This is a genomic window from Pseudoalteromonas sp. APM04 (genome assembly GCF_022809815.1).
In the GTDB taxonomy this organism is placed as follows: Bacteria; Pseudomonadota; Gammaproteobacteria; order Enterobacterales; family Alteromonadaceae; genus Pseudoalteromonas; species Pseudoalteromonas marina.
In genome coordinates, this window is record NZ_CP094441.1 from 1,311,817 (window position 1) to 1,327,211 (window position 15,395).

General features: G+C 39.9%; 12 protein-coding genes. 7 read left to right on the forward strand and 5 right to left on the reverse strand.

Translation table 11 applies throughout. The features are described 5' to 3' along the window. Window positions 1-131: 131 nt before the first annotated feature. Entirely contained in the window at window positions 132-890 is a 759-nt protein-coding gene (locus MTP24_RS06270; RefSeq protein ID WP_243533269.1) for a hypothetical protein, read from the reverse strand. A gap of 291 nt (window positions 891-1,181) precedes the next feature. Between MTP24_RS06270 and cysB the strand changes: the two genes are divergently transcribed. Continuing rightward, window positions 1,182-2,159 (forward strand): HTH-type transcriptional regulator CysB, encoded by a 978-nt coding sequence (cysB, locus tag MTP24_RS06275; RefSeq protein WP_006792362.1) that lies wholly within the window; start codon window positions 1,182-1,184, stop codon window positions 2,157-2,159. 66 nt (window positions 2,160-2,225) lie between these two features. On the opposite strand, the gene MTP24_RS06280 is transcribed toward cysB, so the two are convergent. From MTP24_RS06280 to pabB, 3 genes are all read right to left on the reverse strand, one after another. Then, window positions 2,226-3,602: an L-serine ammonia-lyase gene (locus tag MTP24_RS06280; protein ID WP_243533271.1), complete on the reverse strand. Its 1,377-nt coding sequence runs from the start codon at window positions 3,600-3,602 to the stop codon at window positions 2,226-2,228. Between the two features lie 101 nt (window positions 3,603-3,703). Further along, window positions 3,704-4,279 (reverse strand): CoA pyrophosphatase, encoded by a 576-nt coding sequence (locus MTP24_RS06285; protein ID WP_243533273.1) that lies wholly within the window; start codon window positions 4,277-4,279, stop codon window positions 3,704-3,706. Window positions 4,280-4,281: 2 nt separating this feature from the next. Continuing rightward, window positions 4,282-5,631 carry an aminodeoxychorismate synthase component I gene (pabB, locus tag MTP24_RS06290; RefSeq protein ID WP_243533275.1) on the reverse strand — a complete coding sequence of 450 codons (1,350 nt, stop codon included), beginning with the start codon at window positions 5,629-5,631 and terminating at the stop codon, window positions 4,282-4,284. A 168-nt stretch (window positions 5,632-5,799) separates the two neighbouring features. On the opposite strand from pabB, the gene MTP24_RS06295 reads away from it, so the two are divergent. The 6 genes from MTP24_RS06295 (at window position 5,800) to MTP24_RS06320 (ending at window position 14,790) form a co-directional block, all read left to right on the forward strand. Beyond that, window positions 5,800-7,326, forward strand: coding sequence for a fumarate hydratase (locus tag MTP24_RS06295; RefSeq protein ID WP_006792366.1), 1,527 nt, complete (start codon window positions 5,800-5,802; stop codon window positions 7,324-7,326). Window positions 7,327-7,751: 425 nt separating this feature from the next. Beyond that, entirely contained in the window at window positions 7,752-8,792 is a 1,041-nt protein-coding gene (locus tag MTP24_RS06300; protein WP_243533277.1) for a Glu/Leu/Phe/Val dehydrogenase, read from the forward strand. 132 nt (window positions 8,793-8,924) lie between these two features. Continuing rightward, window positions 8,925-9,563 carry a CatA-like O-acetyltransferase gene (locus tag MTP24_RS06305; RefSeq protein WP_243533681.1) on the forward strand — a complete coding sequence of 213 codons (639 nt, stop codon included), beginning with the start codon at window positions 8,925-8,927 and terminating at the stop codon, window positions 9,561-9,563. Window positions 9,564-9,667: 104 nt separating this feature from the next. After that, window positions 9,668-10,492 carry a M90 family metallopeptidase gene (locus tag MTP24_RS06310; protein WP_243533278.1) on the forward strand — a complete coding sequence of 275 codons (825 nt, stop codon included), beginning with the start codon at window positions 9,668-9,670 and terminating at the stop codon, window positions 10,490-10,492. Between the two features lie 99 nt (window positions 10,493-10,591). After that, window positions 10,592-13,777, forward strand: a complete 3,186-nt coding sequence (locus tag MTP24_RS06315; RefSeq protein ID WP_243533280.1) for an amidohydrolase family protein — start codon at window positions 10,592-10,594, stop codon at window positions 13,775-13,777. 113 nt (window positions 13,778-13,890) lie between these two features. Further along, window positions 13,891-14,790, forward strand: a complete 900-nt coding sequence (locus MTP24_RS06320) for an IS982 family transposase (protein WP_033103763.1) — start codon at window positions 13,891-13,893, stop codon at window positions 14,788-14,790. Window positions 14,791-14,916: 126 nt separating this feature from the next. On the opposite strand, the gene MTP24_RS06325 is transcribed toward MTP24_RS06320, so the two are convergent. Further along, window positions 14,917-15,285, reverse strand: coding sequence for a hypothetical protein (locus MTP24_RS06325; protein ID WP_008127699.1), 369 nt, complete (start codon window positions 15,283-15,285; stop codon window positions 14,917-14,919). Window positions 15,286-15,395: the final 110 nt, after the last annotated feature.

Consider the following 15,395-nt stretch of genomic DNA (forward strand, 5'->3'; position numbering starts at 1 on the left):
GATATATAACTACCAGCGACGTTATGTGATTTATCCCTGTTGGGGAAGCTAAACTCTCGGTTATAAAATTTAATGCTAAAAAAGCCCATACACAGTATGGGCTTTTTTTATTATTCAGTGGAAAGCTGCTGTTACCATTTCTTTTTTGGAGCAAACAGCACATCTAAATCGTCTTGTTCTTGCTCGTTTTTCTTTTTTAGGGCGCTTGCGTTAGATGCTTTTAGCTCGACGCTAATTTCCTCTAAGTAACGTTCCACTTCTTGACGTTTAGCATTTACATATTCGTCTGAATAAGGCACTGCACTAAGCGTTGCGTAGGCTTTTTCAAAATATTGTCTAGCAGAGCCAACCATACTCGCAGAACGTGCCGAAATACCGCGTTTAATTTGGCTTTCTATATTTATTTTAAGCTGTAATTTCTCAAGCAGTTTGTCTTCGCCTGTAAATACTTGGCTATTAACACGGCCCTTAGTGTGTTCAGAACGTAGGATCACACGTAATTTTTTAATCCCCTGAATTAGCGCAACAAGCTGTTTGTCGTTACTTGGTAATGCTAATGACTCACTACTGGTTCCTTGCACCGGGTTAGAGAGATGCTGTTTCATTTCTTCTAAACGACCCTTTAGCGCTTTTGAGGTTGGCGAATGCGTAACCATTGTTTTGAGTGCTTCGGCAATTCGGCTTTGCAAAACTCGAATAACGTTTTCAGATAGCGGAATATTAGCCTGGTTCATTAAAGCTTCTTCAGTTTCTTCAATGATCGCCTTTTGTTTTGTGAGTTCTTTTCGGCGCTCATTTTCTTGTTTTTCTTTGTGTTGCTGAACAGCACTTACCCAAAGTGCAATCACAACCAAAGCAACTATAAGGACAATTATAATAGACACGATCATGGTGTAATTCTCGGATTCATAACCTAATTTTTTAATATTACATTAAATATAAGCTATCGGGGTAGTTTTGCGCGAATTAACTTCAAATTAGGTAAATTAACTGTCGTTAAATATAAGGACTATGAGATTAATTCGTCTAATCTTGGCTACCTCAAGTATATTTATTATGCTAGCCTTGAGCACCACTTCGATAAATGCACGCTATAAGCTTAGTCAACGCTACCAGTAAAACTGATCTAGCTTTATAGAATTGCCTTTATTTATAATAAATTACAACGTAAAAATGCAACCATGAAATTACAACAACTCAGATACATAGTAGAAGTACAAAATCATAAATTAAATGTTTCAGCAACGGCTGAGAGTTTATTTACCTCACAGCCTGGTATTTCTAAACAAGTACGTATGTTAGAAGATGAGTTAGGTGTTCAAATTTTTGGGCGAAGTGGCAAGCATTTAACGCATGTAACTAGTGCCGGTGAAGATATTATAAATATCTCGCGAGAGATACTTTCAAAGGTAGAAGGTATAAAAGCGGTAGCTAACGAGCACACATTACCAGACCAAGGTAAGCTCAATATAGCAACAACGCACACTCAAGCACGTTATGCTTTACCTAGTGTGATTCAGGGGTTTATGAAAAAATACCCTGCAGTATCACTACATATGCACCAAGGTACACCGCAACAAATATCTGATGCCGCAGCAAGGGGCGATGCCGATTTTGCCATTGCAACTGAAGCGCTTCATTTATACTCTGATTTAGTTATGTTGCCTTGTTATCATTGGAATCGCAGTATTGTTGTTGCAAAGGATCATCCACTGGCTAAAAAAGCCAATAGTTTAACGGTAGCAGATATTGCCGAATACCCGCTAATTACTTATGTATTTGGTTTCACGGGTCGCTCTGAATTAGACAAAGCATTTAGCGCCCATGGGTTAGAGCCGCATATTGTATTTACGGCGACTGATGCCGATGTAATTAAAACCTATGTTCGTTTAGGGCTTGGCGTAGGGGTAGTGGCTTCAATGGCGATTGATGAAATCACTGATACTGATTTAGTCTGCATTGATGCAAGTCACTTATTTGAAGCTAGCACTACAAAAATTGGCTTTAGAAAAGGCAGCTTTTTACGTACTTATATGTATGACTTTATAGAACGATTTGCGCCGCATTTAACTAAAGAGCGAGTGGAGCGCGCGAGTTTATTACGTAATCAAGATGATGTAGATAAGTTATTTGAAGATATAGAGTTACCTGTAAAGTAGCACTGGGTCTGATAACAAAAAAAACCGACTATTTATTAATAGTCGGTTTTTTTGTTTAAGGTTAGCCTAACACTCGATAATGTTAACGGCTAAACCACCGCGCGCGGTTTCTTTGTATTTTGTTTTCATATCATTACCTGTTTCAAGCATGGTTTTTATTACTTTATCAAGTGATACTTTTTGCTCGCCACTACCACGAATTGCCAATCGAGAAGCATTGATGGCTTTTATAGCCCCCATCGCATTACGCTCAATACAAGGAACTTGCACTAAGCCGCCAACAGGGTCGCACGTTAAACCTAAATTATGCTCCATGCCTATTTCAGCTGCGTTTTCAACTTGTACAACATTACCACCCACAATTTCAGTTAATGCTCCGGCGGCCATTGAACACGCTACACCCACTTCGCCTTGGCAGCCCACTTCGGCACCAGAAATAGACGCATTTTTTTTATATAAAATACCAATTGCAGCGGCTGTTAGTAAATAACGCGTGGCAATGTCGCGGTCTACTTCTTTTACAAATGTATGATAGTACATAAGCACAGCGGGTAGAATGCCTGCAGCACCATTAGTGGGGGCTGTTACCACTCGTCCACCGGCGGCATTTTCTTCATTAACGGCAAGTGCAAATAGGTCGACCCAATCCATTGCTCTGAGTGGATCGTTGCTCACTTCGATATTCAGTTTTAAGTATAGGCTGGGGGCACGTCGTTTTACTTTTAAACCGCCAGGTAAAATTCCTTCTGTACGCATTCCGCGTTCAATACAGGCTTTCATTACTTGCCAAATATGAAATAACTCATCTTTTATAGCGTCTTCGGTTCGAAGTGTGCGTTCGTTTTTCATCATCAAGCTAGATACACTGAGGCCTGAGTCTTTACACATTTCAAGTAGCTCTTTTGCGCTACTGAAAGGGTAAGGTGCTGGGTTTTCTTCTCTAATATCGAGCGCTGCTTGCTTTTCGTTTTCAAATTCTTCGTCGGTAACAATAAAGCCGCCGCCGATAGAGTAGTACACTTTGCTATAAAGCTTTTCACCATTATTTGAAGCAATAATCTCCATTGCATTAGAGTGCTTAGGGAGCGTTTTACGACGATGAAAAACAATAGCGCCTTGCTTAGGAAAGTTGGCTTTGTGTGTTTGGTTTAAATAAATAACTTGTTCTTGCTCGATAGTTAATAAAATATCATCGACTAAATCGGCATCGATTGTTTCTGGGTCATAGCCTGCTAAACCAAGTACAACAGCTTTGCCAGAACCATGACCTATACCTGTTTGACCTAACGATCCATATAACTCTACTTTTATATCGGTAACATTTTTTAATAGCTGTTTTTCATGGAGTTCATTAACAAATAAGCGTGAGGCGCGCATTGGACCAACGGTGTGTGATGACGAAGGGCCAATACCAATGCTAAACATATCAAATGCACTGATCATAGTGTGTGTCTCTTATTAATTTACTCAGCCCGAGGCTGCTCTTTGAACGGTCGAGCATAATAACGCGGAATTGTTAGCATGTAACTATTATTAACGAAGATTTAAACTGGTAAGGCTAGTTGTTTTGTAAAGTTTTTTATAATGCTAGCAGTTGCTCCCCAAAGTAACCCATGGGGGGTAACAAACCCCTGCAGGGTGATTTCTTTACCAAAACGTTGAAATGGCAAAGGTTGCCAGTTAGCTTCAGTACTTAATTCATCCAAGGAGAGTAAAAAGCTAGCCTGTACTTCATTGTGATCATTTACCCACTGCGTATTTTTATTCAAAACACATACGTAGGGACGAATACTAAACCCAGTTAAGGTGGAGTACTCTGGTAAATTGCCAAGGATATTTACATCTTTGTGCGCAATGTTTAATTCTTCTTTCAATTCACGTAGTGCCGTTGTACGAAGCGTTTTGTCGCTTGCCTCAAATTTACCACCGGGTAAGCAAATTTCACCTGGGTGATGATGCAAATAAGTAGGGCGCTTACACAGTAAAATATGTGCCTGTCCGGCTACATCTATAATGGGCAACATAACGGCACTGGCGCGTTTATTTCGAGAGTCTTTTATTTGATTTGGCGCAGCGGTTGGGCTTAATTGAAAGCGGGTTTTAATAAAGTCACTATTCAAGATCACCTACTCTTTAATAAAGGTAAAATTTTATTTACCTTATCGTAAGTCTCTTGGTATTCCAATTCGACTTTAGAATCAGCGACAATTCCGCCTCCGGCCCAACAGTAAATATGCTGCTCATAACAAACTAAAGTTCGAATAGTAATACTGGTATCCATATTACCGCAGGCACTTAAATAACCTATAGAGCCACAGTAAACACTGCGCTGATGAGGTTCTAGCTCCTCTATAATTTCCATCGCGCGTATTTTAGGTGCTCCAGTAATAGAGCCACCAGGAAAAGCGGCCTCGAGTTGATCAACGGCTGTTTTATTAATATCAAGTTCGGCGGTCACTGTACTTACTAAATGGTGTACGGCCGGAAAACTTTCAATTGCGAATAAAGAAGGCACTTTAACGCTGCCGGGTTTGGCTACTTTACCCAAGTCGTTACGAAGTAAATCTACAATCATCACGTTTTCTGCGCGATCTTTGGATGAGTTTGCAAGTTTTAACGCTTGTGCATTATCTTCGTGGGCGTCAGCTTTACGTGCAAGTGTCCCTTTTATTGGTTTAGTTTCTACAATATTGTTTTGGATCGATATAAAGCGCTCAGGCGAAATTGACAAAATAGCGCCTGCAGGATGATTAATAAAACTTGAAAAAGGCGCTTTATTAGCTTCGCGTAATTTAACATACGCTGACCAAGGGTCACCGCTATATTGGGCTTTAAAGCGCTGCGCTAGATTAATTTGATAACAATCACCGCTTTTTAAATAGTCTTCAATTACAGCAAACTTTTTGGCGTATTGGGTTTGGCTCATATTAGAAAACCACTCAGACGTTAACTCAAACTTTGCGTCAATCGGAGTTGATGCTAGATATTTCTCGTAAAGCGCGCGTCTTTCAACATGTGGCTGTGAAACATAAAACCACGCATTTTGCTGTCTATCAAAAATAAGTGCATCTAAATAAAGGCCTACAGCCATTTGCGGTAAGTGTATATCTTGCTCTGCTATGGTTGGCATTTTTTCAATTATACGACCCAAGTCATAGCCGAAATAACCTAACCAACCTCCATTAAAGGGCAAGTCAAAAGGTGCTTTTGTGTTACTGAGTTTGCGCAAATGGGTATTCATTATCTCAAAACAGGTTAGCTTACTTGGCTCGCCATTGAATAATGTTTTGTTATCGCTCACTTCAAGCAAGTGTTCAGGTTCTATGGAAATTATGTCGTAGCGACTATTTACATGGTCGCTATTAGCAGAGTCGAGCAGTATGGCATGAGGCAGATGAGAAAAATGCGAAAATACATCAATACAATTTTGTGTTATTGATAATTTTATACAATTATTTTTATTGTTTAGCATTTACTACCCCTATAAGAACTGGCTCCAAACGGGCTGGGAGGGTATCATAAGTCAAATTTTTTTGGCAGCGTTTAGTATAAATCAACGTTGTAATTAAAACAGTACAAACCACCGTCACCGGTTTGGTATAGATTACGCTTAAGCGTAAAGCTAACTTAAGGAACCATTATGAGTACAATCCGTCAGCAAGACTTTATTGATAGCATTGAAGATGCATTGCAATATATTTCGTTCTACCATCCACTTGATTTTGTTCAAGCATTAGAAAAAGCTTACAACAAAGAACAAAGTAAAGCTGCTAAAGATGCTATTGCGCAAATTTTAATTAACTCGCGTATGTCGGCTGAAGGCAAGCGTCCGCTTTGTCAAGATACAGGTATTATTACGTGTTTTGTAAAAGTGGGTATGGATGTTAAGTGGGATAAAACAGACTTAACAGTTCAACAAATGGTTGATGAAGGTACTCGCCGTGCGTATTTGAATCCAGATAACCCGCTTCGTGCTTCTATTGTTGCAGACCCTGCTGGTACTCGTAAAAACACAAAAGATAATACACCTTCGGTTGTTCACATCGATTTGGTAGCTGGTGGCGAAGTAGAAGTCATGGTTGCAGCAAAAGGTGGCGGCTCTGAAAACAAAAGTAAAATGGTTATGTTAAACCCTTCAGACGATGTTGCTGCCTGGGTAGAAAAAACACTGCCTACAATGGGTGCTGGTTGGTGTCCACCAGGCATGCTGGGTATAGGTATTGGTGGCACAGCAGAAAAAGCTGCAGTAATGGCTAAAGAGTCATTGATGGATCCGGTTGATATCCATGAGCTTATGGAGCGTGGGGCGGAAACTACAGAAGAAAAGCTTCGTCTAGAAATATTCGAACGTGCAAACAAACTAGGTATTGGTGCACAAGGCCTGGGCGGGTTAACAACGGTTGTTGATATTAAAATTAAAACCGCTCCTACCCATGCAGCTTCAAAACCAGTGGTGATGATCCCTAACTGTGCAGCAACTCGTCACGTGCACTTTACTTTGGATGGTTCAGGTCCTGCTGATTTAAAAGCGCCAAAGCTTGAGGATTGGCCTGAAGTGACTTTTGAAGTGGGTGAGGGGACACGTCGTGTAAATTTAGACACGCTGACGAAAGATGATGTTCAAGAATGGAAAATGGGTGAAACCGTTTTACTTTCAGGCACCATTTTAACTGGCCGTGATGCAGCGCATAAACGTTTGCAAGACATGATCAACTCTGGCGAAGGCTTACCTGAAGGCGTTGATTTTGATAACAAATTTATATACTACGTTGGCCCTGTAGACGCTGTTGGTGATGAAGCGGTAGGCCCAGCAGGCCCAACTACAGCAACACGTATGGATAAATTTACCGATATGATGCTAGAAAAAACCGGCATTGTAGGCATGATTGGTAAAGCAGAGCGCGGCCCTGCAACGGTTGAATCAATCAAAGAGCATAAATCTGTTTACTTGATGGCTGTAGGTGGTGCTGCGTATTTAGTATCTAAAGCGATTAAAAAAGCGCGTGTAGTTGCGTTTGAAGATTTAGGTATGGAAGCGATTTACGAGTTTGAAGTTGAAGACATGCCTGTAACGGTTGCAGTAGATAGCGAAGGTGCCAATGCACATACGCAAGGTCCTGCGATTTGGAAGGCAAAAATTGCTGAGCTTGATAGCAAATTAAAGTAATTGTTATCTTTGTTTATGAAGCGAGCCATGTGCTCGCTTTTTTATTTTAAAATCATCAATATTGAGTGAAAACTGATCTTACCAGTTGTGTGGTAATTGTTTATATAAATATAAATCATTAAATAACAATTGCTTGCGTGTTAATGGTGGATGTATTAAAAACTTTACGGAAAAATCAATGGTTACGCTAACGTAAACGTAAAGAAGTGTACCCTTGTGTTATTTTAGTTTTAATGTCTATTTTTGTGATTTATTTTAAATTTTTTATTTGTTAATAAGTTATAAGTTGATTATTTAATTTAATCACTTGGTGTTTGTTAGCTTTATCATCTTGATGTGTGGCGAACACTATCTTGAAGTGGTAAAGTCTCGACAATTTCCAGCGCGTACACCCTCTCACGGGTCAATTTTTCGGAGTATTTTAAGTGGCTGTGTTTAATCAAGTTGAATTTGATAACCATGAACAAGTAGTCTTTTGTTCTGACAAAGAGTCAGGTTTAAAAGCAATTATTGCTGTGCATAGTACCAAGTTGGGGCCTGCTGTTGGTGGGTGTAGAATGTGGGATTACGCTAAAGATGAAGACGCAGTGTATGATGTTTTGCGTTTATCAAAAGGGATGACTTACAAAAATGCGGTTGCGCGCCTTCCTTTTGGTGGTGGAAAATCTGTCATTATTGGTAACGCCAAAGAAATTAAATCGGAACAACTTTTTCATGCATTTGGTCGCCAATTAGAGCGTTTAAATGGTAGCTATTACTCAGCAGAAGACGTCAATATTACGTGTGCCGACGTTGCTTTAATGAACAAAGAAACAAATTACGTTCTTGGCCTTGAAGGCAAAAGTGGAAACCCATCTCCCTTTACTGCATACGGTACTTTTTTAGGTATTAAAGCTGCACTGCAGCATCAACGCGGCCACCAAGACTTCTCGGGCATAAAAGTAGCTGTACAAGGTTTAGGGGCTGTTGCTTACGGCTTGTGTAAGCACTTAGCTGATGCAGGTGCTAAGTTGTTTGTGACAGATATAAACCAGGTTGCAATTGATCGTGTTGTTAACGATTTTGGTGCAACAGCTGTTGGTATTGATGACATTTATGACTTAGATGTAGATGTGTATGCACCCTGTGCATTAGGCGCAACCATAAACGATGACACTATACCTCGTATTAAAGCAACCATTATTGCTGGTTGTGCTAATAATCAGTTAGCACAATCACGCCATGGTGAAATTATTCGTGAAAAAGGCATTTTGTATGCGCCAGATTACGTTATAAACGCAGGGGGTATTATTAATGTTTATTACGAAACTGCGCCAGAAGGTTATACCGTTGAGGCCTCTAATAAACACGTTGAGGGTATTTTTAATACGCTAACAGAAATTTTTGCTCGCAGCGAAAAAGAGCAAAAATCGACGCACTTAATTGCAGATGAGCTTGCTCAAGAAATAATACAAAATGGCCTTTAGATTTATATTTAGGTCTTGAAGAAAGGGGACGCATTTGCGTCCCCTTTTTTGTTATTAATGCTATTTTTATGAAACAACGTTACACTTTATTTTTAATTAAGTGTGGTATGTATAATGACGTCAACTTCGAATATGCAGCCTATCGACTTTGATAGCTGGCCTCGTAAACAACATTTTGAACTATTTAAAAATTTTACCCAGCCATACTTTAATGTGTGTGTTCAGCTAAACGCACAAACACTGTTTGATTACTGTAAGGCTCAAAATATATCGTTTTTTCAAGCCTATGTTTATTGCACACTAAAAGCTTGCTTCGCTTATGAACCAATTATGTTACGAATTATAGAATCCAAGCCCTGGTTACTTACAAGCATTCGTGCAAGTGTTGTTGAACTTGATGAAGACGAGTGCTTTGTATTTAGTTATTTTGATTATTTGGGCTCTTTCAAAGAGTTCTCAGCCAATAGCGACAAAGTAAGTAAACAATCTAAGTCAAACTCACTATTTAGCGACGCATTTGCCAATACAGAGGGGCAAGCTGATTTAATTCATATATCTGTTTTACCATGGCTTAATTTTAGCGCTTTTTCACATGCATTTAGCGAAGAGCAAAGTTTAGGGATCCCTAAATTTGTATTTGGTCAATACGACAAAGAAGCTGGCACGATGCCACTGTCTGTTGACGTACATCACTCTTTAATGGATGGCCTACACGTTGCGCGCTTTGTAAAGGTGTTACAAGCTGAGTGTGATCATTTTAAATGTAAATGACGGTAGTAAAAAAAGTATTTTAAAAATCTATAATAACCACAGCAGTTGAAAATTCATCCCGGTGAACATATTTATAAAGGCATATATATGTTTAGGGTATTGCCATGATAAATGGACTGTTAATTGGTGTTTTAGTGTTATTTGTGGCGATACTTTGGCAATGGCCTTCTATCCAAGCCTCCCTTTGGCGCAATAAGTATCAACGTATGGGTTTAAGCTCTCAGCAAAAAGATATCTTACTGCGCTGTATGCCTATTTACCGAAAGATGACAGATGCTGATAGAGCCAAACTTGAGAGACATATTGTTTGGTTTTTAAATGAAAAGCGCTTTATTGGCTGCGATGGATTAAAGCTCACACCTGCCATGAAACTTATTGTTGCTGCTGATGCCTGCGTACTCGTGCTTAACAAGCCGTGGCCTCTTTATATTAATGTAAAAGAAATACTATTGTACCCAAGTGCCTATTACGCGCCGCAAACCACGCGCGATAGTGCTGGTTTAGTCAGTTATCATAATACGGTGAGACAAGGTGAATCGTGGCCTGGGGGAACATTGGTACTCAGTTGGCATGATGTATTAGAAGGAAGCCGCTTACCCAGTGATGGGCATAACTTGGTGTTTCACGAATTTGCTCATCAGTTAGATCAGGAAACAGGTAAAACAACAGGTACGCCACTTTTAAAAAGCTCGGCGGATTATAAAGAGTGGGCAAGGGTATTTAGTCGTGCCTTTACGCAGCTTAAAAGTCATGTGGCGTATAGTATGCCTCACGTTATTCATAGTTATGGCGCAACAAACGAGGCCGAATTTTTTGCGGTGATCACCGAAACCTTTATTGAAAAACCAGCAGAGTTACGGCGCTACGATCCAGAAATATATAGAATGCTGGTTAACTACTATCAATTTGACCCCATTTCTTGGCATTAAACGTAATAAACTGCGCTTTATCAAATAACGCTGGTAACTTTTGGTTGTTTTTGTTGCAATCGGTTAAAACACACAGCAACAATAATAAGCGAGAAAGTTATGAAGAAATTGCTGCATACGGCGTTGGCTTTGTCAGTGTCATTAGCTATTGGGCAAGCACATGCCGAATCCACTGATAAAAAAGATGAACAAAAATGGCAAGTAGATTCGCCTAAAGGGCAATTTGTTGACGCTAAAATTAGCGTAGAACAAGGCACATGGATGAATATTGATATTAGCCCAGATGGCAAAACCATTGTATTTGACTTACTAGGCGACATTTACACAATGCCAATGAGTGGCGGTACAGCAACACAATTAACCTCTGATATAGCATGGCAAATGCAACCTCGTTTTAGCCCCGATGGTAAACACATTGCGTTTACTTCTGATCAAGGTGGCGGCGACAATATTTGGGTTATGGATTTAAACGGTGAGAACCAAAGTGCAGTAACCAACGAAACGTTTAGATTATTAAATAGTCCAGCGTGGAGCCCTGATGGCGATTTTTTAGTGGCGCGTAAACACTTTACGGCTAGTCGTTCACTAGGTGCTGGTGAAGTATGGCTATTCCATAAAGCTGGTGGTAAAGGGGTTCAGCTGACTAAACGCGAGAACGACCAAAAAGATTTAGGTGAGCCAATGTTTTCACCTGATGGGCGTTATGTGTATTTTTCTCATGATGCAACACCAGGCAAAACGTTTCACTATTCGAAGGATTCTGTAGCGGGTATATATAAAATTAAGCGCTACGATCGTGAAACAGGTGAAATAGAAACAATTATTGATGGTATGGGTGGCGCAATTAGACCAACTCCATCGCCAGATGGAAAAACGCTTGCTTACATTAAGCGAGACGACTTTCAAACTAGTTTGTATCTTTATGATTTAAGCACGGGTGAGCACACTCAGGTATACGATAAGTTAGAGCGTGACATGCAAGAAACATGGGCTATTCACGGTGTTTATCCTACAATTGCCTGGACACCCGATAATAAAGAATTGGTATTTTGGGCGGGTGGTAAAATTCAATCTGTTGACGTGACTGACAAATCAGTTAGTCCGATTGCATTTAAAGTAGAAACCACTAAAAAGATTCAACCAGCGCTTCGTTTTACTCAAAATTTAGACACTGGTGAATTTGACGTAAAAATGCTGCGTAATGTACAAGTAAGCCCCGACGGTGAAACCGCTATTTTTGAAGCGTTAGGCTATATTTATAAACGCGATTTAGAATCTGGAAAAATTAAGCGTTTAACAAAACAAACAGATCATTTTGAATTATTTCCGCAGTATTCTCGCGATGGTAAAAAAATAGTTTACACCACGTGGAACGATAACAAGCAAGGGCAAGTGCGCGTTGTATCTTCTCGCAGTGGTCGAGGCGACACAATTACACAAGAGCCAGGCAAGTATGTAGAACCAACGTTTAGCCCAAATGGTAAAACGGTTGTTTATCGCAAAGTCAGCGGTGGCAGTATTTTAAATCCTAAATGGTCATTGAACCCAGGTATTTATAGCGTTAGCGCAAAAGGCGGTGAAAGTGAACTGATTTCTAAAAGTGGATATCAGCCACAATTTGGGGCTGACAACGACCGTGTATTTGTAATGAGTCCATGGCCAAAACCATCGCTGAGTGTTGTAGAGCTAGAGAGCAAAAAAGTATCTAAACTTTATGAATCTGAGCATGCTACTGAATTTAGAGTATCTCCAGATGGGGAGTATCTTGCTTTTGCTGAGCGATTTAAAGTGTATGTAACGCCATTAGTTGAAAGTGGGAAGGCCATAAATATTGGACCTAAAGACAGTAAATTCCCTATAGAGCAGCTATCTGTGCGTGCTGGTGAAAGTATTAGCTGGAGTGCCGATAGCAGCAAACTTTATTGGACACTAGGGCCTGAGCTTTACCATGCAAATTTAAACGGTGTATTTGCGATTAACAGTAAAAGCGACGCTGATTTTAAAGTTAAAAATGGCGAAAACATCGGATTTAGTAAGAAGGTGAATGAGCCAAAAGGCATGATTGCTTTAACTGGCGGTAAAATTATTACGATGAATGGTGATAAAGTCATTGAAAACGGAGTAATAATTACTGATGGCAAGCATATAAAAGCTGTAGGCCCAGCTTCTGAATTAAGCATACCAAAAGATGCAGACGTTATAGACGTTACAGGTAAAACCATCATGCCAGGTATTGTTGACGCCCATGCTCATGGTTCTCAAGGGAGCAATGAAATAATTCCTCAGCAAAATTGGAAAAACTTTGCAGGTTTAGCTTTAGGTGTTACGACTATTCATGATCCCTCTAACGACACCACCGAAATATTCACTGCAAGCGAAATGCAAAAAGCAGGCATGATTGTTGGTCCGCGTATTTTCTCTACAGGAACTATTTTGTATGGGGCTAATATGCCGGGTTATACCTCGCATATTGATTCGTTAGAAGATGCTAAATTTCACTTAGAACGCTTAAAGAAAGTCGGTGCTTTTAGCGTTAAATCATACAATCAACCCCGTCGTGAGCAGCGCCAACAAGTCGTTGAAGCAGGTCGCGAACTTGAAATGATGGTTGTGCCAGAAGGCGGTTCGCTACTGCAACATAATTTGAGCATGGTGGTTGATGGGCATACAGGTATTGAGCATTCCATTCCTGTAGAAAACATATACGATGATATAAAACAATTATGGTCACAAAGTGATGTGGGTTACACACCAACGCTTGTTGTTGCCTATGGTGGTATATGGGGTGAAAACTATTGGTATGATAAAACTGACGTGTGGAATCACCCTCGTTTAAGTAAGTTTGTGCCTCAAAATCAGTTGCTGCCGCGTTCTATGCGTCGTGTTAAAGCACCCGATCATCACTATAATCATTTTAACAACGCACGTGTGTCGGCTGAGCTACAAGACTTAGGTGTTTTAGTTAACTTAGGAGCGCATGGTCAACGTGAGGGGTTAGGTGCACATTGGGAAATGTGGATGTTTGCCCAAGGTGGCATGACGCCACTAGAAGCCATACGCGCATCAACACTCGATCCAGCTAAGTACTTAGGGCTTGATAAAAACGTAGGCTCGCTTGAAGTGGGTAAACTGGCTGATTTAATGGTGATTGATGGTGATCCGTTAATTGATATTCGCAGCTCTGATAAGGTTGATTATACAATGATTAATGGTCGTTTATTTAATGCAGAAACGATGAATGAGGTTGGCAAAAAAGCACGCCAGCCGCTTTATTTTGAAAAGTAAGAATTTTAATTAACCTGAGCTTCGGATAAGAAATTACTAATTTAAAGGAACTAAATGCTCGTTCCATGATCCGATCATTCGACCAAGAGTGATTAGAACAAAAAGGAACGAGCATGAACAAGTTAGTTGAAACGTACTGTGATGTCGATGATTTTTCAAAGTTATTTTTCCCAAGCTGGCAGCGTATATTGCTCGAAAATGGTGAAATTAAACGTCGAAGAGCATGCCGCTTATCTCCGTCAGAGGTGATGACTATTATCATCCATTTTCACCAGTCACATTACAGAGATTTCAAAAACTACTATCTTCACTATGTTTGCCGTCAACTTAAAGCCTATTTTCCAGAGTTGCTGAGTTACACAAGGTTTCTCGCGCTTATGCCTAGTGTGGTGGTTCCGATGTGCAGTTACCTCACATCAAAACTTGGCAAGCCCACAGGTATACAATTTGTTGACTCCACTAAAATAGAAGTGTGTCACATCATCAGAGCTAAAAGAAATAAAGTGTTTGAAGGCGTTGCTCATCATGGAAAAGGCACTATGGGTTGGTCATATGGATTCAAACTACACTTAATAATTAATCATTTAGGTGAGATTGTGGCGCTAAAGCTCACAACGGGCAATGTGGATGATCGAGAGCCTGTTTCTGATATGGCGGACTCTATCTTCGGAAAACTCTATGGCGACAAAGGTTATATCAGCAAAGCGCTCTCTGGTGAGTTACTAGAAAAAGGTGTCGAGTTGATCACGACGGTTCGAAAGAATATGAAGAAAAAATTTATTTCATTGTGGGACAGGGCTTTATTGAAAAAACGATTTATAATCGAAACGGTGAATGATCAATTGAAAAACATTTCTTACATTGAACACTCTAGACACCGCAGTATGCATGGCTTTATGCTAAATTTACTTGGTGGATTAATTGCCTATTGCCTAAAAGAGGAAAAGCCGTCATTAGATTTAACATCGCAAGAACTTGAAATTTTAGAGAGTAATAATCTAATGTTGGCTTAACCAGATCTCAGGTTAATTAACGTCTTTAAAAAGCGGCTTTTATGCCGCTTTTTTATTTTACAAATTATAAACAGCAGGCATAAAAAAACCGCTTAACGCGGTTTCTTTTAAAATCATTAATGTTGATTAAACAACACCGCGCGGTAGGCGACAGTCATGATCTTTACGCGCTAGGATTACAATCCACAATTCTTCTGCGGTGTAACCATCTTCACTTTGTGTAACCACAGTGAATGGCGCTTTTTTCTGAGCGGTAACAGGCGCAGCTTTTTTGGTTTTAGTTTTTTTAGCTGGCGCTTTTTCAGCAGGTGCCGGTGTTGCTTTACCACTGCTTAATTCTTTAGTTAGCTCAGCTACGTCAGCTAGGCGTAAGTTTTTTCCGCCATCGATGCTGTACCAGCCTGGTTTAGTTGTAATTTCAGGTTTTTTACCATTAGCAGCTTCATACGCTGCTTCAAAGGCAGATAGTACTTCTGTTTTGTCTAGTTTGCTCATCAGAGACCCTATACGTTGTGAACACAGATAAAGAGAAGCTATTTATACCTATTTTGAATCAGTTTTTCAATTTTTTGCGATTTTCCTTCCATTTTAAAGCAATAAACGCC